The following is a 20,008-nucleotide window of genomic DNA, read 5'->3' as shown; positions in this document are numbered from 1 at the left end:
CCTGCGCTACCAGATTTACTCTAGACTTTATTTACGGAGAACAAGATGGGTTCAGATAATATTTCAGGAGAAATCGTCCTCATTTTTACCGGGGGCACCATCGGTATGAGCGAAAAGCCCGATGCCGGAGGCGTGGTCCCGGACGACAATTTCAGCAAACTGCTCAATGAGGTTACCCCGGACGGACAGGATATCAAAATCCGCCCGGTACTCTGGTCGGATATCCCCAGTCCGCATATGTGCCCGGAAAAAATGCTGGGGCTGGCCCATGATGTAGAAGAATTTCTATCTGAAGAACAAGTGCTCGGCGCGGTCATCCTGCACGGCACCGACCTTATGGCCGAGACCGCCTACGTTCTTGATTTGACAGTGCGTTCACCCAAGCCGGTCATCCTCACTGGAGCCATGCGCTACTTCAATGAATCCGGCTACGACGGGGTCCGTAACCTTGTGGACGCCATCCGCACCTGCCTGCTGCCACCGCCGGAAGGAACAGATGTCATCATCCAGATGGCCGACAAGCTTTTCGCCGCCAAGAACGCCATCAAATCCAGCTCCCTGAACGTGGACCCCTTTGTGGGCCAGAATACCGGGAGAATAGGTTTTATCGCCGGAGAATCAGTAATCCTGACCCGCGCCAAACCGGGCCGCAGACCGCGCTTGAACTTCCCGGTCACCGCAATGGCCGACAAAGTTCATCTGGTGGGCTGCCATCCGGGCATGGATTCCACTGTACTGGAAAAGCTGCTTGAAAGCGGGGCGAAAGGAATTGTGCTCGAAGGTTTCGGGGCCGGGAACACCCCTCCCGGAATCGTACCCGGAATCGAAAAATGCATTGAGTCCGGAATTCCGGTAGTGCTCTGCACCCGCTGCGTGGAAGGCGGGGTCTGGCCCATCTACGCCTATCCCGGGGGAGCCGCAAACCTGAAACAGAAAGGGGTCATCATCGCCGGGGGATTATCGGCACTGAAGGCCACCCTGCTCCTGCAAATGCTGCTGGGGTCAGGATGCCCCTGTGAACGGATTGAGGATATTTTTGCTGATGAGAGTGTTTAAAAAAGAAGCCAGCCTCCGACGAGGCTGGCTTCTTTTCATACAACGGTGAAGATTTGTTTAATCTTCGCGGCTATCGATGATCAGCAGGTGGTAACCGAACTGTGTTTTTACCGGGCCGTGAACTTCGCCGACTGCTTCATTGAAGACAACGGTGTCAAATTCCGGGACCATCTGGCCGGGGCCGAACTGACCCAGCTCTCCGCCGCGCTGTCCGGAGGGGCAGCTGGAATGCTGTTTTGCCAGTTCACCAAAATCTGCGCCGTCCTGAATTTGTTTTTTCAGGTCCAGACAGGTTTCTTCATCACTAACCAAAAGATGACGGGCTGTTGCTCTTGCCATGTGTGTGCTCCTGTAAGCTTGAATATAAGAATTTTAATAAACCATGTAATCTTGCCGTTACGATTGTGCATCGCAAAAAACTAAAATTTGCATGGATACGCTTGGACTGCAAGGTGAAAAACAGCCTACATATCTTCCAGATCAATGCGCTCCGCAATCTCCACTAAAGTCCGCACACCGAATCCGGTCCCCCCGGCAGATCCTGCGGGAGTCTTTTTCTTGCGCCATGCAGGCCCGGCAATGTCGAGATGCGCCCACGGAGTGTCTTCGGGTACGAATTCCTTGAGGAACATTCCTGCATGGATAGTCATGCCTTCGCGGGAACCGACATTTTTGAGGTCGGCCACTTCACTCTTAAGCTCTTCCTTGTAGATATCCCAAAGCGGCATGGGCCAGAAACGCTCGCCCACGCTCATACCGGATTCAATTACCAGACTCTGCATGTGTGCGGAGTTGTCCATCACCGCCGCCACGTTCCAGCCGAAAGCCACAATGCAGCCCCCGGTCAGGGTGGCGAGATCGATGATGGCCGCCGGCTCAAACCGGGCGGAATAAGCAAGGGCGTCGCAAAGCAGCAGACGGCCTTCGGCATCGGTATTTAAAATCTCAATGGTCTTTCCGGAAAATGAGGTCACAACCTCGCCCGGACGGGTGGCATTGGCATCGGGCATGTTGTCGGCGCAGGGCAGGATGCCCACAACCGGAAGGTCCGGCTTGATTTCACCGATGGCCCGGAAAAAACCGAGAATTGCCGCAGCACCGCCCATATCGCACTTCATATCTTCGATGAATCCGGTGGGCTTGAGTGATATGCCCCCGGTATCAAAGGTAACTCCTTTACCAACCAGCACCAGCGGCTTCTGGCCTTCGCGGTCCTTGGGGCAATATTCGAGGGTGATCATGCGCGGTTCGTCATTTGACCCGCGAAAGACTGAGGCATAAGCCCCCATGCCCTTGTCGATGATTTCCTTGCGTTTCATGGCCTTGAACTTGAAACCGTACTGTTTGGCCATCTTCTTGGCTTCATCAGCAAGATAAACCGGAGTGGCCACGTTGGGCGGCAGGTTGACCAGATCACGGGCATAGCCCATGCCGATCCCCACGGCCTGCCCCTTAACCAGCATCTCGGACAGGTGCGGCGGAGGTTCTTCCTCAGTCAGAAAACGAACGGTTTCAGGGAGGCCCTCTTTCTCATCCTTTTTTGATTTGAATTCATCAAAGGAATAAAGTCCCTCAATGGCCGCAACAACGAAATGTTCAAATTTATCCTCAAGACTGATGCCCTCAAAAGCCAATAGCGGAACACCTACGGTACGAAATTTAAATTCCCGGCATTTACGCAGAGCGGAGCTGACAGCCTGAAGAAACTTCTCCACGCTGAAATCCTTTTCCTCGCCCAGTCCAACCAGCAGCACCCGCTGCACAGATGAACCGCTGCCGTAGATTACTGTAGATTCGCCCAGCTCTGCGGAAAAATCACCAAGGGCCGGAGACCCGGCAACCCAGTCCGCATCGGAAGCCATCCATGAAGAAAATCCGGACAAGTACTCGTCCGCATCCTTGAAAGCAAAAAATATGACCGCATCCGCAGACCATGCGGAGGCAGGTTCTCTGACAATGCTGAATTCCATCTACTGCTCCATGCCGTTAGCTGAAGTAAGAGTTAGTTGGGACTGATCTGCTCCACAAAAGAGAAAGTACCGTTTTCGTATTTTACAATATCCACCGTCTTCATGGGGACACGTATCCCTTCAGGATAGTAAAACTCCCCGGTCACACCTTTAAATCCGGTGGTTTTTGATAAAACTTCGCGGACCTTTTCAGACTCGGCGACCCCGGATTTTTCAATGGCCTGCGCCAGCAGCATGACCGTATCATAGCCGAGGGCGGCGAATCCTGACTCAGGACCTTCACCGAACATGCGGGTATAGCTGTCCACGAATTCCTGCACCATGGGTTCCGGGTTATCCAGAGCCACGTGGGTGGCAAAATAAATTGAATGTCCATACTGCGCAGGGATATTCAGCAGTCCCGGAGTATCAAAACCGTCTCCGGAAACAATGGGCTGGTTGAATCCGGCTTTACGGGCTTCCGTAATGTATTTGGGCGCGTCCGGCGGAATTGAGGACATAAAAATCAGGTCCGGATCCTTTTCATCACTTTTGGGCAGGGGATATTCCTGTGCCCCGGAATTGTACCAGACCTCACCCACAACAGCTCCGCCATACTTGCGGTAACGGCGTTTAAAATATTTGGAAAGGGTCTTGGTGAATTCATTGGAAATATCAGTACCCACAAAGCAACGGGAAGTTTCCAGCCTGCGTCTGGCGAACTTGGCTACTGCCCGGGCCTGCATGTTGTCTCCGAAGGCGGTCATGAAAAAATATTTGCCGTACATATAGGGCAGATTCTGCATGGTCGCCCCGGCAGTAATAAAAATACGATCCTTGGCAGTGATGGCCGGAGCCGCAGCCATTACGTAATCGGTATCATTCAGGCCGATTACCGCCACCATATTATCCTGCCCGGCCAGTGCTTCGGAAGCCATTGCCGCGGAATCAAGATTTGAACGGCAGTCGGAAATAACAAGACTTAATTTACGTCCCAGAATGCCGCCCCCGGAATTAATAATCTCTTTTGCCAGCTCCATGCCATGCAGACCGGGCCGGTCAATGGCGGCCATCCCCCCGGTAAGATTATAAAGCACCCCGACCTTGATGGTCTTTTCCCCAGCAAAGGCCGGAACACAAAAAACTGCCGTCAGCAGCAGGCTTACAGCCAGACGAAACCACATATATCCTCCTTAAGGATTCATCACATTATGATCATTTAATCTTTTCAATCTTATTTACCTGCAAGCGCAGGTATCAGGCAACTTATTTCCCATGCTCTCTGTGCTTGGCCTGCTGTTCCTCAAGAAAACGTTGGAATTTACTCAGTTCGGCCTCGCGTTTTTCCGGAACCAGAGGAAACTCAGCCTCCTCGCGGTAACGCTTCTCCGCAATATTGCGGTTGACCGGAAGCTCCACACCCTGCCAACCGGCACTGTCCCGAACCAGCCTGCGGACATAACTTACCCCCAGAAAAGCCCGGGTCACGCGGGTGTTGTCGCGCAGTTTGCGCATATCCTTGAATTCCGCTTTTGCCGAGACTTCGCGGACCATTTTATCAAGACAGACCATTTTCTCAGGCATATGCACCTGCTCGAAAACAGCACCGTGATTATTGAGAATCTGCCCCCGGTCTCCGGCAGTTGCCGGGTCAATATAAAAAGCTGCATACAGCCCGGACTGGTCATAAACCGAAAGGTCACAGGAAAGATCAACTCCCACCCCGCAGGTCAAACAGGTCACATCGCGGTGCCGGGGCAGCACATCGCGCTTGAACCACTCACCGCTGTTGGATGGGTCGGTAATGGCCCGTTTGTTTTCCGGGGCGAATTCGCGCACCGGGGAACGCATCATGGTTCCGGCCATAAGCTCACTGGTCTGCATCCATGCGGCCGTACCGAGTACGCCCTTGAAATCCCTGCGCCTGCGCCGGGCAAGCAGAAACAGACCGCGATAAAGGCGGTCCAGAGTGGTTCCGCCCTCTTCGGAAGATTCAAACATTATATATTCGTTAAAACCGCCGGAAAGAGTCAGGTTGAAGGGAGTACGGATCAGCACCGATCCGGTATCATTGCGCGGCACCAGAAAATCAGCAAGGTCGTGACCATCCGTGGGCAGCCAGCCCATGGTCCCGCCGATGGTGATCATGGACCCGAGCACCTTCATATAATCTTCCGGGACTTCACCAAGCCCGCCCACACCGATGGAATATTCTGTCTGGGAAAAACGACGCGAAAAAACCCGCCTTTCATCCACCCGCGAATGAAAAATATCCGCAATGGAACCGATGACCTTCAAGTCGGCCTGCGAATTTTCACCGGGCACAAACCGAAACTGCCCGATGGGTGAATCCGCAGTTTCCATGCGTTCCCAGTTTTCAAGGGCCTGCCGCTCCCAGTGCACGGACTGCAGAAAATCCATGGCCTCGCTGTGAGTGGAGAAAATATTCAATGAGCGGGTCATCCCGGCGGTATCAAGCACATTGCGGCAATAGGAGCAGAGCGCGCAGAGAGCCAGCGCGCCGTTACGGCTGTGCAGAATTTTCATGGTCCGCACAATGGAGCGGATTCCGGCACTGCTCAGGTAACGGACCTCAGCCATATCAAAAGCCATGCAGGCCAGTTTTTCATCGGCAAGGAGATCTTTCAGGTTCCGGTCCAATTCCCCGGCCCCGTAGGCATCAACCCTTCCGGCCATGCCGACTACAACTGTATCCCCATGTCTGCGTACTGTAATTTCCATTCACAACTCCTGTTCAATTCCCGAAGGAATATGCTATCAGGTACAGGATCAGCATAGACATAAGCATAGTGGATTGTGAAGTTGCTTCTGGAAAAACTGTACTATTTTTTTGGGCTCTGATATTTTATGTCTATAAAAGGGAGAACCATGAAAAGAATTCTGAATTTCAAGGATGACTTTGCCAAAAAATTCCACGGCAAGCTCATCCCCACCCGAGAAGCGAAAAAGCTACTGCAAGCACTGCTGGACAGCAGTGCGGATAAATCTGTTGTGCTTTTTGAATCTCCCTGCCGGGCATCAATGGAAAGACCTGCATCAGAGGCGGAAATCTGCATGTCCGCCGGAGAGGAGTTCGCCTCATTCGCAGCCAGAAACCACCCGGAAAACTCACGGCGCATCAGCATGGATGAAGCCATAAGGACTCTGGAGACGCGAAACGCCAAAGGCCATGTGCATTATATTTGTATCATGGAAGAAGATGAGGGAGTTTTCTATACCATCTGCAACTGCTGTCCCGGTTGCTGTTGCGCAATTGAAGCCGGGCAAAGCAAAATGCCCATGCTGATTCCTGCCGGCTACATTGCCGTTGTCGATCCACACAAATGCATCGGCTGCGCCCAGTGTATGGAATACTGTCCCTTCGGAGCCATGAATCTGCGAGACAAGCGCATGCGCATTAATCCCAAAAGATGTATGGGCTGCGGAGTATGCACCAACAAATGCCGCAAGGACGCGCTGAGTCTTGCCCGCAATAAGAAACATCCCGAACCGCTGCTGGCGGAGAAACTGAAAGGATAGATTTCCGGGGATCTGAAAATGCAGGACTAGCCGTCAGGAAAGGTTCGTCTCAACTGCAGGATTTCGTCTACATTCTCGAAAAAAAGATCGGTCAGATGCGGGTCGAACTGCTTACCCTTGCTTTCCTCAAAATATTCTTTGATCTTCTCAATGGGCCACGCTTTTTTGTAGACCCGTTCACTGCCGAGAGCGTCAAAGACATCCACAATCCCGATTATACGTCCGTAGATATGAATATCTTCTCCGGCAAGACCGCAGGGATAGCCGTTGCCGTTCCACCATTCATGGTGTTCGTAGGCCACAATGGCTGCAGCCTTCATTATGGGACGCTCGGAATGCTTTAAAATTTCATGCCCGATGGTGGTATGGGTCTTGATCAGTTCAAATTCTTCAGGAGTAAGCTTGCCGGGCTTGTTGAGCACGGTATCCGGAATGCCGATCTTGCCCACATCATGCATGGGTGAGGCAAGGCGCAGCAGATCGGACTCTTCCTCACTGAGACCGTAACGGCGGGCCAGAATATAAGCCAGTTCCGCCACCCTGCGCACATGGTTTGCAGTCTCGTTGGAGCGGGTTTCCACCACTTCGCCGAGGGTGAGGATGACTTCTTTCTGAGTCTCAATGACTTCATCCTGAATAGCCATCAGGGCATCCTGAGCCTCACGGCGGACCTTAATCTCATTACGCAGGTCTTCGGTCCTTTTCTCCACCTTGGCTTCAAGGTGTTCCTTATAGCTGCGGTTTTCTTTGATCAGCATGGCCCGCTCAAGAGCGCGTCCGAGGGCATACTCAAGGACATTCAGATCAACGATGGGCTTGGTCACGAAATCCCATGCTCCCAGCCGGACCGCCTTAATGGCATCCTGAATGAGTCCGGCACCGGAAACTACGATGATGGGGGTGTCGGGGCTTTCACCCGTAACATGCTCAAGGACTCCGAATCCGTCAACTTTAGGCATATTCAGGTCGACCAGAACAGCATCAGGATTTTCACGCTTGAAGACTTCAATCCCTTTTTCACCGTCACAGGCGTCAATGGTATTGAACCCGGAATCACTCAGATAGTCGCTGATCGTTTCCCGTACGAAATCTTCATCATCAATGACGAGGATAGTTAATTCAGAATTATCCAATGGTTACCCCTGATCAATTTTACTCAGAAACTGCAATTTCCACCAATCACATAAAGACATAGCAAAAAAATTTTATATTTAAAACTGTTATTCTAAAAGTATAACAAAGCAGGCCATGCACAAAAAAGGCACCGGAAAGTATCACTTTCCGGTGCCTTAAAAACAAATACAGCGTTATTTGAATTAGTCTTCAAAACGCTTCATGGAAATGATGCTGATGGGATCAACCGGTACATCATCCATGGGACCGTAGGAGCCGGTCTTTACTTTCTTGATTTTCTCAACAGCTTCCATACCGTCGATAACCTTACCGAATACGCAGTAGCCCCAGCCTTGCGGGTTCTTTGCAGTGTGGTTAAGGAAACCGTTATCCTTCACATTAATGAAAAACTGTGAAGTGGCGGAATGGGGATCCATGGTACGGGCCATGGCAAGTGTTCCGAGTTCATTCTGGAGGCCGTTGTCAGCTTCGTTCTCAACAGGTGCATGGTTTTCTTTCTCATTCATGGAGAAATCATAACCGCCGCCCTGAATCATAAAATTATTGATAACACGGTGAAAAAGGGTTCCTTCGTAAAAACCTTCATCAACGTAACGCAGAAAATTTTCTACGGTTTTGGGGGCTTCTTTCTCAAAAAGTTCGATCAGTACTTCACCTTCAGGTGTTTCCATCAGTACCATGGGATTGGACATATTTTGTTCCTCCGATTTTTTTTATCTGGCCTTTTTATATTACCCGCGAGGGGATTTTCATCTACAATAAAACCAAAAAGTACGCCACTCCGAGCAACATAAGCATCAAACTGGGAATGACAACCTTTTTCCACGCTGCGACCATGTCCACCTTGAAATATTCGCAGGTCAGCAGAAAACAGATATGCAGCGGTGAGGCCATGATCCCGGCAAAACCGCTGAACATACACAGCACCGCCCACGCCGGAAGCTGTGAATCAAGACCGGCAGCATGCACCAGCCCGACCACAAGCGGCATGGCCGCACCCACAAAAGCAAGTGTTATCCCGGCGATAAAGCCCACCAGAAACGGCACAAACACCGCGGCGGCAATAAGTGCGGCTTCCCCTCCGGCCAGCCGGGCAAGTTCATCAACCACCCCGCAGGCTCCGAGAATATCCTTGAACACGAAGACGCAGACAATCATGAAGATCATGTTCAGGAACCGCTTTTCAAGCAGCAGTCCCCGGATAATGGAAAATGAACCGGGGTTGGCAAACAGAGCACAAAACACCGCCCCCAGCAGGGCCAGAATAATCCCGATTTCAAAAGGGATGCCGGGAAACAGAAGACTCAGTACGGTTTCAAAAACAAAGGCCCCGGCGATGGCGACAATAAGCGGCAACCCTTCCTTGACAACTTTACTGATATCGCGGCCGTTGGCGGAAACATCGGCAGCCTGACCGTTATTTGCCATGGGCAGGACAGAAGGTCGCAGATAGAAAAAACAGCCCAATCCGATACAGACAAAAACCCCCGGAAAAGTGTAGCCGATATATTCAAAAATACTCATTCCGCACAGGGAAGCGGCCAGAATCATACCCGGATACAACGGCCAGCCAAGCTCCCAGACATGACGGAACCAGTAGTTGATGACCACCTTATCCCGTCCGGAAACATCAAGGCCGTTGGCCGCCTCCTGAATCATGGGTGCGGAGAAGATCGCCCCGCCGGGCATGGGCAGCAGACCGATAAGTGCCGGAAAGAAGACCAGCCGCAGACGGGGGCTTCTCAGGTATCCGGTCAGGGATTCCATTATGCGGGCCGCCTGCCCGGTTTTCTCCAGCAGACCGGAAAGGATCATGATCAGGGCCACGATGAGGGCCAGAAAAACAGTCTTATCATCCAGCAGGGCCTCAGCACTGACCTTAAGTACCTCGCCCATTTTCATGGAGGTCAGAAGGGCCAGCACCCCGCCCCCGGCCAGAATGGACGGTCCCACGCCGAAGCGGAGCCTGATCCCGGCCAGCATGCAGATAAAAACAAAAAGAATTTTTAATAAGGGCAGGAGATTGTGAAGAAATTCCATGAGTCACCCCGAGAGCGGAATAGGATTAACGACCAGCGCAGCAGGAGAAACATTATTATTTCTCCTGCAATGGAGATACGTCAAAACCGCTGATTACTCAATCAGGGAATCAGAGCCAGATTCTTGCGCGCAATTTTATTATCCGGATCGATCTGCAGAGCCTTGCGCAACCATTCCTTTGCGTGCTCATTGTCACCACGCATATAGAAGAGCAAGCCCATGTTGATCATATGGTTGACCTCTTGCGGCTCAAGCGCACTCGCCTTGCGCAGGTCGGCCATGGCGGCTTCGAACTTGCCCTGCTGCATGTAGACGATACCCCGGTTGCCCAGAGCCGGTGCGTAATCCGGATTGAGTTGCAAAGCCCGCTGGTAAAGATCCAGTGCGGCATAGGGATTCCCCTTGCGGCTCAATATTGATGCAAGGCTGCTCATGGCCTTGTAATGGGAAGGGTCGGCCTTGAACGCAGCCTTGAAATGCCTGGCCGCCTCAGTAAGATTCTTTTCCCGTTCCAGCAGGTTGCCGTAGTTGTAATGCATATGGTGGTTGTTCTCGGTCACCGCCAAAGCGCGGGTGTACAAGGCTTTGCTGTCCTTCCAGTGTCCGGCCTGAGTATAGGCCCCGACCAGCAGAACCGCCACCACGGCAGTCCCAAACGCAACAGCAGCCTTGCCGGGAACCCTGCCTTCGCGGACCAGCCGGGCCGCCCCGAAAGCTATGATCATATAAATTCCCATGAACGGGATATAGGCGTAGCGGTCGGCCATGGACTGATCGCCCACCTGCACCAGCCCGATAACCGGGACAAGGGTTCCCAGATACCAGAACCAGCCCACCGCACCGAGAGGGAATTTCCTGATAAAACGGACCGCAACAGCCGATACAGCAACAATGAACAAAGCCGCCAGCGCAGGCTTCCAGAACGGGATATCGTGCGGGTAAGGATAAAAGACCGCCAGATTGACCGGGGCAACCAGCTCACCCAGATAGGCCACATAGGAAACAAGCGCGTTGGAAATACGCAGGCTCAAGGGAAAAGATTCCGCGCTCTGCATGGCTCCGCCGCCATGCTGGGCCATGACGGTCAATACAGAGGAAAGGACGGACAGCCCGAACAGGGGCAACTTCTCCGCAATCAGCTTACCCAGTTGCGCAGCAGGATTCTTTGTTAAATCCACCCGGTTCAGCGGCCATATATCCAGCAGCACCAAAGCCGCAGGCAGGGTGACCACCATGGGCTTGGCCAGAATACCCAGCCCGGTGAAAAAAAAGGTCAGTCCGTAGGACCCCATATTCCTGTCCCTGACCCAGCCCAGCCAGCTGTGCATGGCACTGAGCCAGAAGAAGGTGGAAAGCACGTCTTTGCGCTCGGCAACCCAGGCTACGGACTCCACATGCACCGGGTGCACGGCAAAAAGTGCGGCCACAAAAAATGAGGGTATCAGCCCGTCTTTATCAAGCTTTGCCGTAGCCTTAAGCAGGAAGAAAAAGAGCAGCAGCACGTTGCAGAGATGAAAAAACACATTTACCAGATGGCGTGCCCCGTCCGAATCACCGAACAGGGAAGTATCGAGCATATGTGAAACCACGGTCAGCGGGTGGTAGTTGGAAAGCTGGAAGGTACTGAAAGCCCAGCCGATATTCTCGGCGGAGATTCCCTGCATGACCCGCTGGTTGTTGCTCACGTAACTGGTGTCATCATAAGTGACCAGCTCAAAACCGCCGCACTGCCCGTAGACAACAAGCACCAGCGCGCAGAGCATCGCCGAAGCAATCAACGCCTTCTTCATTTCATTTCCGACTTTCGCACCGCTCATGATTATTCCGCCTGCCCCCGTTTGGGTACATCTTTCAAAAATTCACTCTTAATCCAGCCCAGCCGGTGTCCCAAAGTCTCATATGAACACCGCAACACACCCAGCCCATACTTAACCGACCGGGCAAAACTGATGGACGAGGAATCATCCATGTAGCGGGTCGGACAGGTCACTTCCCCGATGTCATAACCGGAATAGATTATCTGGCAGAGCATCTGGTTATCAAAAACAAAATCATCGCTGTTATCTTCAAAAGGAATTGTTTCCAGCAGCTCGCGGGAAAAGGCCCGGTACCCGGTATGATATTCGGAAAGATGGTAACCGATCATAAAATTCTGAAAACAGGTCAACGCCCGGTTGGCGACATACTTATAGAGAGGCATACCGCCCTTGCGCGCCCCGGTACCCAGGATTCTCGAACCGAGCATGCAATCGAAAACCCCGTTGGCAATGGGCGAAACCATGGCCGAAATGATCAGCGGGGTGTACTGGTAGTCCGGATGGACCATGACCACCACATCCGCGCCCATCTCAAGGGCGGTGCGGTAGCAGGTCTTCTGGTTCCCGCCGTACCCGGTGTTGCAGGTATGAACCACGGTCTTGATACCGAGTCTCTCCGCCTGCGAAACAGTATCGTCACGGCTGCAGTCATCAACCAGCAGGATTTCATCCACCACATCAGCAGGCAGTTCGTCCAGAGTCTTCTTCAATGTGGAAGCCGCATTATAAGCAGGCATAACCATTACAACTTTTTTTCCATTAACCATTTATCTGTATTCTCCTGAAATTAACTGCCGTGAATATTGTCGTGCGTAACAAAATGCTCATTTTTTTAATATGTATCGGGCTTATCACCAAAGGCTAAGACGAATCAAGATGCTGTTGCCTGCGGCCCCTCTTTTTAGTAACCAGTCGGCATCCGAATATACAAAATTTCAGCACAGGGGATTTAAAAATGCAGGAAGCGGAAATCAAAAAATATATCTACAAGATCATCATGGACAAATGCACAGCCGACGAGGAAGCCCGTCAGGACGCCCTTGGCGAGTTCATAGCCATGACCATGCCCAACATCGACGAGGGCGCGGTGCGCAACATCAAATCCATGATCCCGCCCATCACCGACCTTTACGACAAATGGGCCAACATGTTTGTGGAGCGTCTGCTGGAAACAGTTCCCGGCAACCAGATTGAAGAACTCTGCAGCGGCACCCCGGATAACGATTCCGCGCTGGTGCTGGTTTACATCATGTTCATGGAATCCGAACGCATGGAAAAACAGGTCGCTGACGACATAGCCGCATTCGCCCCCGAACAGGACGACGAAGCCGGAAACATTGCCAGTGCCTACATCCGTTCCAAGCTCACACTCATTGCCGAAGAACAGAAGAAGAAAGACGCTACCATCCAGTAAAGGAGCATGAAAATGTTCAGCAACGCAATTGTCAGGACCCCGGCAAAAAGTCTCGGACAGGGACTCACCGAAGCGGGCCTCGGCTGTCCGGATATGGAACTGACCGCAGCCCAGCATAAAAGCTACATTGAATATTTACAGCAGGCCGGAATCAGCGTCACAATCCTGCCTGCGGTGGAAGCATACCCGGACTCTGTGTTCGTGGAAGACACCGCGGTCATGATCCCGCACACAGACGGAACCGCCGCTTTCCTGACCTGCCCCGGTGCAGAATCGAGGCGCGGAGAAGTAAATGAGATTAAATCCGCCCTTGTCGCCCAGACCGGTGAAATCATCCGCATGGAAGCAGGCGGACTCATGGAAGGCGGAGATGTACTGCTCATGGGCAAAACTTTCTATGTCGGTATCGATTCCCGAACCAACGCAAAAGGCTGCGAGCAATTCGCCAGAGCAGCTGCCGGATTCGGCTACAAGACCGTTGCGGTTCCCTTTGATAACGGCATGCCCCACCTCAAGACCGAGCTTTCCGCACTTGATGAAGAAACCCTGATCATGTCCGCACGTTTTGCCGGGCGCGAAGAGTTCGCCGGATTCAAAAAGCTCATCGTACCGGAAGGCGAGGAGTACTCCGCCAACTGCCTCTATCTGGGAGAAAAGCTGCTCGCCCCGCAAGGGTTCCCGAAAACAGCCGAACTGCTGGATAAAAACGGCTTCAAACCGGATTTTATTGATATGTCGGAGTTCCGCAAAATGGACGGCGGGCTGACCTGTTTATCTTTAAGATGGTAGTCTTCGGCACCCCGCAGGCCTCCCTCATCCGTAAGACTCGAAGCAAAGCTTCGCAGACAGATTGCTTAAACTACATTCAAAACAAAACCCGCAATATCTTGAAAGATTGCGGGTTTTGTTTTTGTTAAATCAATCTAATCACCTTTCTTAAACAAAGGAACAAGATATCTGTAATATTCATATCCGCACCGAAAAGCCTTAACTCCCATCCCGGCAGCAACACTAAACATAAACTCATCAGCAGTTCCACCGAAGCACACATACAACAATCCCAATGGCAGCGAAAAGGCACTTAGGAGAATTATTTTCTTTGCCGTGGGAGGAATCGCATAATCAATAAAAGTGTCATACACTGCATATGAAAAAATACCCGTGAGAATTAACAACGTTTCCTTTGGAAAACTATCTACTCTACTAAAAGTATAAACAAAAAAACCAAATGAAGCTATGCACTTCCAACTAAGTGATGAATGCTCATCTATTTTCATCTTACAAAAACTCTAAATAGCTATCTTTTCCAAAACATCCTGCAGAATTTCTTCATCGGTCTGATCAGAACGCACGATGTGGTGCGCGGCTTCCATGAAGCTGGGCTCAAAGCGGTTGAGCATGAGCGAAATCTGTTCGCGGGCATCGTCTGAGCCGTCGGATGCATTGAGCAGGGTCATGAAATCGCACATGATGAAAATAACCTTGCCGTTATTCTTGAGCAGTTCGCGCATTTTTTCGGACTTGGCAGCACCGCGCGGCAGGCTGACAATCTGATTATCGCCTTCGGCCAGTTTTTCCAGCACCGGGTTGCCGTCGCTGCGCCCGACTACAACGTACTCACGGCCGAGCTTTTCAGCCACCTGCGCTGCGATGGATTTACGCAGCTCATCATTAAGGGAAAAAAGGAAAACATTCCCGGAATCGCGACCGCCGATAATCATATCTTTAGCCATACCCGGAACATAAACTGACTTCTTGTCTTTTTCCTCAACAACGTACTCAATATCCGTCATCTCAATATATTCTTTTGCCATTTCAATTCCTTATATTTTAAACCAAAATTCGAGCAGAAAAATTAAATAATCATTTCAGCCTGAGCAGCAAGGTTATCTGCGCTTAAAATGTACGGTGCGCTTGTATTGCTCATCATCAGGATGCGGCCTGGAGAGGTAATCCATATCCCATTTATCGACAAAAAGAGCTTTGGCAAAATCAAGAAGACTGAACAAACCGTCCCTGATTTCGGCCTCGGGGTACAGTTCCAAAAAATAATCCTCTGTCAGGCCGAAATGTTTTTGCACATAATATTCAGGACGGAAAGTAAGCAGCATTTCAGACTCGCTCCGCTTTTCAAGACCCAGAAGGATTGCGGTCATATGCCCTTTGCCGATGTTGATCTTGCCGAGGATGTCTATGAGCATACCCATATCAAAAGTCTGCTCAGGGTCGTCGTAAGCGAAATTACAAACCTTGAAATCAACGTTGTCCACACCATAAAGCCGGGCCAGCTTTTTAGCACCGCTGACGACTTTGGGCTCCAGGTCATAACCGACAACTTCTACTGCCCCGCGTTCACTTGCATAAAAGGAAAAATGGCCCATGTTGCAGCCAAGGTCACAGACGGTTTTGTCGGTGAAGTCAAGTTCCTTGAATTCCGGATCTATGCCGTCGATATCATCCCCCACCCCCTGAGCGAGCCGGGTCTGTTCAAAATCATACAACGGACGCCAGATCAGGTCTTCCCCAACCTCGGCAACTATTTTTTTCAATTCAGCGTTTCTGGTCATAAGGACCGATATAGCCGCATAATTCACTCAGCTCAAGACTTGTTTCAGATTGCATGGAATGTGGATGCGTGCTACTCGGATAAGCCGAAATCAGGAGATTATTTTGCAGCAGCTGACTGAACAATTTGCCTACACAGACTCGATTATCCACTCCATGCATCCCGGATTCAGACTGGCCTGTGCATTCCTTTTTTCCCTTGCCGGGGCATTGGTTACAAACCTTGTAGCAGCGGTCAGCGTACTTGCGGCAGGGATTTTTTTTGTCCTTGCAGCCCGGCTGCAATTCAAGGTCCTGCTTAAACGGCTGCTGGTCATAAACTTCTTCATCCTCTTCCTCTGGTGCTTCCTGCCCTTTTCCCGGCCCGGAGAACCTGTTTTCAACATCGGCCCTTTCACGGCCACGCTGGAAGGAATTATCTACACCGCCGTCATCACCCTGAAATCAAACGGTGTAATCCTTGCCATGACCTCACTCATCTCCACCATGCAGGTGCAGACACTGGGCGCGGGCATGCAGTCTCTAAAGCTGCCGGAAAAACTCAGCAGGCTGTTACTTTTCAGCTGGCGCTACGTACACGTAATGCTCACCGAATACACCCGCATACGCCGGGCTGCCGCCATGCGCGGATTCGTTCCCCGCACCAACCTGCGTACCTACCGAACCTACGCGTGGCTCATGGGCATGCTGCTGGTCCGCAGCCTTGACCGGGCCCAGCGGGTCTGGCAGGCCATGCTCTGCCGGGGTTTTGCCGGGACCTTTCACACCCTGACCAGCTACCGGGTCGGTAAAAAAGATCTGGCCCTGCTGACTGCGACCATGGGATTTGTGGCCCTGTTCATTTTTCTGGAGTTTAATAAAATCGAGGTTCCGCTGTGAGTTCACCCATATTTTCCCTGCATGAAATAAATTTTTCCTATCCCGGAAACGAAGTCCTCAAAAACGCGGACTTCGCCCTCAATGCGGGACAGAAAATCGGCCTGACCGGACATAACGGATCAGGCAAAACCACTCTGCTGCACATCATCATGGGCTTACTCAAGCCGCAGTCCGGGCAGGTCCGCTACATGGGCCGGGAGATAAAATCAGAAAAGGATTTCCGGGAGCTGCGCCAAGGCGTGGGGCTGCTTTTTCAGCAGGCCGATGACCAGCTCTTCTGCCCCACCGTGCTGGAAGACGTGGCCTTCGGTCCGCTCAATCTGGGCAAATCCCCGGAGGAAACCCGCAAAATAGCCGAATACACCCTCTGCACCCTCGGCCTTTCCGGCTACGAAGAGCGGGTTTCCTACCGCCTTTCCGGCGGTGAAAAAAAACTGGTTTCCCTCGCCACTGTACTTGCCATGGAACCGCAGGCACTGGTGCTGGACGAACCCACCAACGACCTTGATCCGGCCATGCGCGAAAGGCTGATCGACATACTGAATTCACTGGATATCGCCATGCTGGTGGTTTCCCATGACCTTGATTTTCTGGTACGGGTCACAGATATGGAATACTCCTGCAGCAAAGGAAAAATCCTGCGCGGAGCCTCAAATTTCAAAGATGATCACGACTACGGACAGTGTGAACTTTAACTACAAAACATATCAGGAATCGACATGAGTAAATTCAGAACCCTTTTATTGATTGCAACCGCTCTCTTCATCGTTTCAGGATGCATTGGTGAAGAAAAAACAATAACCATGAAAGTTGCCTCCACCGCCTACACTTCACACGTGGCGCAGACCTCAAAACACCCTTTTCTCGGCGCATGGGGGGATGAACTCAAACCGGGCATGAAATGCATCGCCGTATCACGTGATTTGATCCCCAAGGGACTGGGACACAACGCAAAAGTAAAAATCGAAGGACTCCCCGGAGAGTATCTGGTCAAAGACAAAATGAATAAACGCTGGACCAATAAGATTGACATCTATATGGGACTGGATACAAAAGCAGCAAAGGAATGGGGCAAACGGGAAGTGACCATTACCTTTGAAAAGAAAGAGAAGAAATAAACGGAGAACAACTTGAGCGAACGGAAAAGAAATCCTCATCAGTCCATACGAGCCTACTGCCTGTGGTGCATGGGCGGCAGCCCGCAGCTTGTCAGAGAATGTGAGGACAGCGACTGCTCTCTTTATGAGTTGCGCGGGCCCAAAACCGAGGAATCGCAGCGCACCTGCATCCGGGCCATCCGCCGCCACTGCCTCGCCTGCACTGTGGGCGACCGTCAGGCTATCCGTGATTGTAAAGAAAAAGAATGCGTCATCCGTCGTTTCCGCTTCGGGGTTCATCCCAAAACCATGCAGAAGCGCAGGAAACGGCAGCAGGCCAAAAGTCACCTCATGTTACCCGGACTTTAATACTAAAAGCCCTCAGCATCTCTGCCGAGGGCTTCCTTTTTATCTTCTTTGATCAGCCATAAAATCTGCGGGCAGTTGCCTAGTTTGGACCCACTGTTTAGGAGAAAGACCGAACATGCGTTTGAACTCCCGGCTGAATTGAGAGGAACTCGCATAGCCCACATCCAAGGCTGCTTCGCTCACATTCATTCCCCCGGCAATATTCATGGCCGCATTGTTCAGCCGCATGGACTTCACAAACTGAATGGGCGACATGGTGGTGGCCTGCTTGAATTTGCGGTGAAACACGGCCCGACTCATGCCAACCTGTGCGGCCATGTCTTCGATGGAGAGGACTTCGTTAAGGCGGGAAGACAGATATTCAATTGTGCGGGCGATTTCGTTGCCCACTCCGAAAGCACGCCTAGCGGATTCCCCGGCACCCCCTTTAAAAATGGCATAATAAACTTCCCGCAACCGCCCTTCCCCAAGTACAGCCGTATCCGTCGGGTTATCCAATTGCAGCAGGCGCAGCAGTGCATCCGTAAATACATTGTCCCAGTCAGCAAGAGCAAAGCCTTGCGGAAGTGGGCCGCTTTTGGGTTTTCGGATGGCTCCGGCAGCACTTTCCATTTCAATTGCAAGTTCGGTCATCACTTTCGTATCCAGTGAAATATATACTCCAAGCAGGGGATTGTCAGACGAAGCAGCAGGTGTGCCCGCCTCCACCGGCATAGACGTGGAGCAGCACATGTACTGACTGCTGTCGTACACATATCTCTTGCCGTCCAATATGGCTTCTTTGGAACCATTCACAATTGCGACCACAACGGGTTCGTACACCGCAGGAGCGCAGGGAATCGACCGGGTAACCCGAAAGAGTTGCACTCCCTTAATTCCGGTTTCCACCAAACCTTCCGCGCTGACCCTGTTCTCAATCAGTTCTTTTATTTGCTGCTTGCTCATGCAATCTACATAGCACTGCAAAACACACAACTCAACCAAGCGATACAATTAGGCAGATTTTCGAGAGTATGACGCCTAGTTCTGCCTCATTTTGATAGCTATGTTCTTTTCAGAAAAGAAGGAGCCCCCCTGTCTCTCAAGCAAGCTGCCATTAAGTACGCAGCTTCGGTTTCAATTATTAGAAAGGAGAACAAATGAAAATTTTATATTTTTCAGCAACCGGCAACAGCCTCTATATTGCAAAATCAATTGGTGGAGAATTATGTTCCATTCCCCAGATGGTTAAAGAGGGAACCTATGAATTCAGTGATGAAAAAATCGGCATTGTCTTTCCTCTCCATGCATGGTCTGTCCCTCCATATGTCGTGGAGTTCTTGAAAAAAGCGACATTCAACTATGATTATCTTTTTGCCGTTGTAACCTACGGAATTTATTCCGGTGCAGTGGGCAAGCACTTGTCAGATATCGCTGATGAAGCAGGGTTTGAATTCTCATACATCAGCCGAATCAAAATGGTGGATAATTACCTGCCCACCTTCGATATGAAAAAGCAGGTCGCAAAGGAACCCAAAAAGCTGATTGAGAAACATCTGGAAACTATAAAATCTGATATTGCCGCTTCAAAAAAAGGGACCTTAAAAGAAAACTGCCTAGATAAAGCGGCGATGAATTATATGTTCAGAAGGGATGGAAAACCTTTTAATAAAAAAAGATTAAAAGTCCATGTCGTTGGAGAAGGTATTGAGAATTATATCTATGTGGATGACAGCTGCACCCATTGCGGGGTTTGCGCCAGCGTATGCCCGGTGAACAACATAGAAATGGACCTGAAAAATGGAAAGATAGCTTTAAGCGACAAATGCTTCATGTGTTTTGCCTGTGTCCATAATTGTCCCGCAGGCGCAATTCATATCAAAGGTGAAGTTAGTAGTGCCAGATTCAGGAATCGTCATGTTACGTTAAAAGAAATTATTCACTCCAATAACCAGATATGAAGCGTGTGTTGATGGAGAGTGACAAAAAGAACAACCCGCAAACATTTAAATGTTTGCGGGTTCAGATTGCTGACTAACCCCGCTTTTCTCGGAAAGCGGGGTTTTATTATGCTTTCTTCCGTTCGATTTAATTTGAAAAGCTCAAGTTTGTGCGACCAAAGTCAGATTTGGGATCAGAAGGGAAAATTGTGTTTATTTTGGAGAAAAG

22 protein-coding genes are annotated in these 20,008 nt (G+C 51.0%); 9 read left to right on the top strand and 13 right to left on the bottom strand.

Features of this window, described 5'->3' with window-relative positions:
• Nucleotides 1–45: 45 nt before the first annotated feature.
• Nucleotides 46–1,056 carry an asparaginase gene (locus FMR86_RS14215; RefSeq protein WP_163352069.1) on the top strand — a complete coding sequence of 337 codons (1,011 nt, stop codon included), beginning with the start codon at nucleotides 46–48 and terminating at the stop codon, nucleotides 1,054–1,056.
• Between the two features lie 57 nt (nucleotides 1,057–1,113).
• Here FMR86_RS14215 and FMR86_RS14210 read toward each other — a convergent pair whose 3' ends face one another.
• From FMR86_RS14210 to FMR86_RS14195, 4 genes are all read right to left on the bottom strand, one after another.
• A complete protein-coding gene (locus FMR86_RS14210) occupies nucleotides 1,114–1,395 on the bottom strand; it encodes a peptidylprolyl isomerase (RefSeq protein ID WP_163352068.1) in 282 nt (93 codons plus the stop codon).
• Between the two features lie 125 nt (nucleotides 1,396–1,520).
• Complete coding sequence (locus FMR86_RS14205; protein WP_163352067.1) at nucleotides 1,521–3,026, bottom strand: leucyl aminopeptidase; 1,506 nt, start codon at nucleotides 3,024–3,026, stop codon at nucleotides 1,521–1,523.
• A gap of 32 nt (nucleotides 3,027–3,058) precedes the next feature.
• Complete coding sequence (locus FMR86_RS14200) at nucleotides 3,059–4,189, bottom strand: ABC transporter substrate-binding protein (RefSeq protein ID WP_163352066.1); 1,131 nt, start codon at nucleotides 4,187–4,189, stop codon at nucleotides 3,059–3,061.
• 82 nt (nucleotides 4,190–4,271) lie between these two features.
• Nucleotides 4,272–5,747 carry an STAS domain-containing protein gene (locus FMR86_RS14195; protein WP_163352065.1) on the bottom strand — a complete coding sequence of 492 codons (1,476 nt, stop codon included), beginning with the start codon at nucleotides 5,745–5,747 and terminating at the stop codon, nucleotides 4,272–4,274.
• A gap of 147 nt (nucleotides 5,748–5,894) precedes the next feature.
• Here FMR86_RS14195 and FMR86_RS14190 point away from each other — a divergent pair, with 147 nt between their 5' ends.
• Nucleotides 5,895–6,545 carry a 4Fe-4S dicluster domain-containing protein gene (locus FMR86_RS14190; protein WP_239057248.1) on the top strand — a complete coding sequence of 217 codons (651 nt, stop codon included), beginning with the start codon at nucleotides 5,895–5,897 and terminating at the stop codon, nucleotides 6,543–6,545.
• A gap of 26 nt (nucleotides 6,546–6,571) precedes the next feature.
• Here FMR86_RS14190 and FMR86_RS14185 read toward each other — a convergent pair whose 3' ends face one another.
• The 5 genes from FMR86_RS14185 to FMR86_RS14165 form a co-directional block, all read right to left on the bottom strand.
• Entirely contained in the window at nucleotides 6,572–7,678 is a 1,107-nt protein-coding gene (locus FMR86_RS14185) for an HD domain-containing phosphohydrolase (RefSeq protein WP_163352063.1), read from the bottom strand.
• Between the two features lie 183 nt (nucleotides 7,679–7,861).
• The gene (locus tag FMR86_RS14180; protein WP_163352062.1) at nucleotides 7,862–8,371 is read right to left on the bottom strand and encodes a peptidylprolyl isomerase; all 510 of its coding nucleotides are present in this window, start codon (nucleotides 8,369–8,371) and stop codon (nucleotides 7,862–7,864) included.
• A gap of 61 nt (nucleotides 8,372–8,432) precedes the next feature.
• The gene (locus tag FMR86_RS14175; protein ID WP_163352061.1) at nucleotides 8,433–9,719 is read right to left on the bottom strand and encodes a DUF401 family protein; all 1,287 of its coding nucleotides are present in this window, start codon (nucleotides 9,717–9,719) and stop codon (nucleotides 8,433–8,435) included.
• Between the two features lie 101 nt (nucleotides 9,720–9,820).
• A complete protein-coding gene (locus FMR86_RS14170; RefSeq protein ID WP_163352060.1) occupies nucleotides 9,821–11,536 on the bottom strand; it encodes a tetratricopeptide repeat protein in 1,716 nt (571 codons plus the stop codon).
• A 2-nt stretch (nucleotides 11,537–11,538) separates the two neighbouring features.
• Complete coding sequence (locus FMR86_RS14165; RefSeq protein WP_163352059.1) at nucleotides 11,539–12,303, bottom strand: glycosyltransferase family 2 protein; 765 nt, start codon at nucleotides 12,301–12,303, stop codon at nucleotides 11,539–11,541.
• 188 nt (nucleotides 12,304–12,491) lie between these two features.
• Here FMR86_RS14165 and FMR86_RS14160 point away from each other — a divergent pair, with 188 nt between their 5' ends.
• The gene (locus FMR86_RS14160; protein WP_163352058.1) at nucleotides 12,492–12,950 is read left to right on the top strand and encodes a hypothetical protein; all 459 of its coding nucleotides are present in this window, start codon (nucleotides 12,492–12,494) and stop codon (nucleotides 12,948–12,950) included.
• Between the two features lie 12 nt (nucleotides 12,951–12,962).
• Nucleotides 12,963–13,739, top strand: coding sequence for a dimethylarginine dimethylaminohydrolase family protein (locus FMR86_RS14155; RefSeq protein ID WP_163352057.1), 777 nt, complete (start codon nucleotides 12,963–12,965; stop codon nucleotides 13,737–13,739).
• A gap of 134 nt (nucleotides 13,740–13,873) precedes the next feature.
• On the opposite strand, the gene FMR86_RS14150 is transcribed toward FMR86_RS14155, so the two are convergent.
• The 3 genes from FMR86_RS14150 to FMR86_RS14140 form a co-directional block, all read right to left on the bottom strand.
• On the bottom strand, nucleotides 13,874–14,227 hold the full coding sequence (locus tag FMR86_RS14150) for a hypothetical protein (protein ID WP_163352056.1): 354 nt from the start codon (nucleotides 14,225–14,227) through the stop codon (nucleotides 13,874–13,876).
• Nucleotides 14,228–14,239: 12 nt separating this feature from the next.
• A complete protein-coding gene (locus FMR86_RS14145) occupies nucleotides 14,240–14,764 on the bottom strand; it encodes a shikimate kinase (protein ID WP_163352055.1) in 525 nt (174 codons plus the stop codon).
• A 72-nt stretch (nucleotides 14,765–14,836) separates the two neighbouring features.
• Complete coding sequence (locus tag FMR86_RS14140; RefSeq protein ID WP_163352054.1) at nucleotides 14,837–15,517, bottom strand: methyltransferase domain-containing protein; 681 nt, start codon at nucleotides 15,515–15,517, stop codon at nucleotides 14,837–14,839.
• A gap of 103 nt (nucleotides 15,518–15,620) precedes the next feature.
• Here FMR86_RS14140 and cbiQ point away from each other — a divergent pair, with 103 nt between their 5' ends.
• From cbiQ to FMR86_RS14120, 4 genes are read left to right on the top strand one after another with little or no spacing between them, the layout of a single operon-like run.
• Nucleotides 15,621–16,394: a cobalt ECF transporter T component CbiQ gene (cbiQ, locus tag FMR86_RS14135; RefSeq protein WP_163352053.1), complete on the top strand. Its 774-nt coding sequence runs from the start codon at nucleotides 15,621–15,623 to the stop codon at nucleotides 16,392–16,394.
• Entirely contained in the window at nucleotides 16,391–17,089 is a 699-nt protein-coding gene (locus FMR86_RS14130) for an ABC transporter ATP-binding protein (protein ID WP_163352052.1), read from the top strand. Before cbiQ ends, FMR86_RS14130 begins: the two co-directional genes overlap by 4 nt.
• A gap of 24 nt (nucleotides 17,090–17,113) precedes the next feature.
• Entirely contained in the window at nucleotides 17,114–17,512 is a 399-nt protein-coding gene (locus tag FMR86_RS14125) for a 3D domain-containing protein (RefSeq protein ID WP_163352051.1), read from the top strand.
• 12 nt (nucleotides 17,513–17,524) lie between these two features.
• A complete protein-coding gene (locus FMR86_RS14120; RefSeq protein WP_163352050.1) occupies nucleotides 17,525–17,860 on the top strand; it encodes a restriction endonuclease in 336 nt (111 codons plus the stop codon).
• A gap of 39 nt (nucleotides 17,861–17,899) precedes the next feature.
• Here FMR86_RS14120 and FMR86_RS14115 read toward each other — a convergent pair whose 3' ends face one another.
• On the bottom strand, nucleotides 17,900–18,805 hold the full coding sequence (locus FMR86_RS14115) for an AraC family transcriptional regulator (protein ID WP_163352049.1): 906 nt from the start codon (nucleotides 18,803–18,805) through the stop codon (nucleotides 17,900–17,902).
• A gap of 194 nt (nucleotides 18,806–18,999) precedes the next feature.
• Here FMR86_RS14115 and FMR86_RS14110 point away from each other — a divergent pair, with 194 nt between their 5' ends.
• A complete protein-coding gene (locus tag FMR86_RS14110; protein ID WP_163352048.1) occupies nucleotides 19,000–19,800 on the top strand; it encodes an EFR1 family ferrodoxin in 801 nt (266 codons plus the stop codon).
• Nucleotides 19,801–20,008: the final 208 nt, after the last annotated feature.

The organism is Desulfovibrio sp. JC010, from assembly GCF_010470675.1.
Taxonomy (GTDB): Bacteria; Desulfobacterota; Desulfovibrionia; order Desulfovibrionales; family Desulfovibrionaceae; genus Maridesulfovibrio.
The sequence above is the reverse complement of the archived record's forward strand: the minus strand, read 5'-3'. Positions and strand labels throughout refer to the sequence as shown.

What these genes read in the sequence shown, in the direction of transcription:
- FMR86_RS14115 (WP_163352049.1), bottom strand. Translation starts at nt 18,805, where the DNA reads ATGAGCAAGCAGCAAATAAAAGAACTGATTGAGAACAGGGTCAGCGCG.
- FMR86_RS14125 (WP_163352051.1), top strand. Translation starts at nt 17,114, where the DNA reads ATGAGTAAATTCAGAACCCTTTTATTGATTGCAACCGCTCTCTTCATC.
- FMR86_RS14155 (WP_163352057.1), top strand. Translation starts at nt 12,963, where the DNA reads ATGTTCAGCAACGCAATTGTCAGGACCCCGGCAAAAAGTCTCGGACAG.
- FMR86_RS14165 (WP_163352059.1), bottom strand. Translation starts at nt 12,303, where the DNA reads ATGGTTAATGGAAAAAAAGTTGTAATGGTTATGCCTGCTTATAATGCG.
- FMR86_RS14195 (WP_163352065.1), bottom strand. Translation starts at nt 5,747, where the DNA reads ATGGAAATTACAGTACGCAGACATGGGGATACAGTTGTAGTCGGCATG.
- FMR86_RS14160 (WP_163352058.1), top strand. Translation starts at nt 12,492, where the DNA reads ATGCAGGAAGCGGAAATCAAAAAATATATCTACAAGATCATCATGGAC.
- FMR86_RS14180 (WP_163352062.1), bottom strand. Translation starts at nt 8,371, where the DNA reads ATGTCCAATCCCATGGTACTGATGGAAACACCTGAAGGTGAAGTACTG.
- FMR86_RS14190 (WP_239057248.1), top strand. Translation starts at nt 5,895, where the DNA reads ATGAAAAGAATTCTGAATTTCAAGGATGACTTTGCCAAAAAATTCCAC.
- FMR86_RS14175 (WP_163352061.1), bottom strand. Translation starts at nt 9,719, where the DNA reads ATGGAATTTCTTCACAATCTCCTGCCCTTATTAAAAATTCTTTTTGTT.
- FMR86_RS14200 (WP_163352066.1), bottom strand. Translation starts at nt 4,189, where the DNA reads ATGTGGTTTCGTCTGGCTGTAAGCCTGCTGCTGACGGCAGTTTTTTGT.
- FMR86_RS14145 (WP_163352055.1), bottom strand. Translation starts at nt 14,764, where the DNA reads ATGGCAAAAGAATATATTGAGATGACGGATATTGAGTACGTTGTTGAG.
- FMR86_RS14170 (WP_163352060.1), bottom strand. Translation starts at nt 11,536, where the DNA reads ATGAGCGGTGCGAAAGTCGGAAATGAAATGAAGAAGGCGTTGATTGCT.
- FMR86_RS14210 (WP_163352068.1), bottom strand. Translation starts at nt 1,395, where the DNA reads ATGGCAAGAGCAACAGCCCGTCATCTTTTGGTTAGTGATGAAGAAACC.
- FMR86_RS14110 (WP_163352048.1), top strand. Translation starts at nt 19,000, where the DNA reads ATGAAAATTTTATATTTTTCAGCAACCGGCAACAGCCTCTATATTGCA.
- FMR86_RS14215 (WP_163352069.1), top strand. Translation starts at nt 46, where the DNA reads ATGGGTTCAGATAATATTTCAGGAGAAATCGTCCTCATTTTTACCGGG.
- FMR86_RS14140 (WP_163352054.1), bottom strand. Translation starts at nt 15,517, where the DNA reads ATGACCAGAAACGCTGAATTGAAAAAAATAGTTGCCGAGGTTGGGGAA.
- FMR86_RS14150 (WP_163352056.1), bottom strand. Translation starts at nt 14,227, where the DNA reads ATGAAAATAGATGAGCATTCATCACTTAGTTGGAAGTGCATAGCTTCA.
- FMR86_RS14205 (WP_163352067.1), bottom strand. Translation starts at nt 3,026, where the DNA reads ATGGAATTCAGCATTGTCAGAGAACCTGCCTCCGCATGGTCTGCGGAT.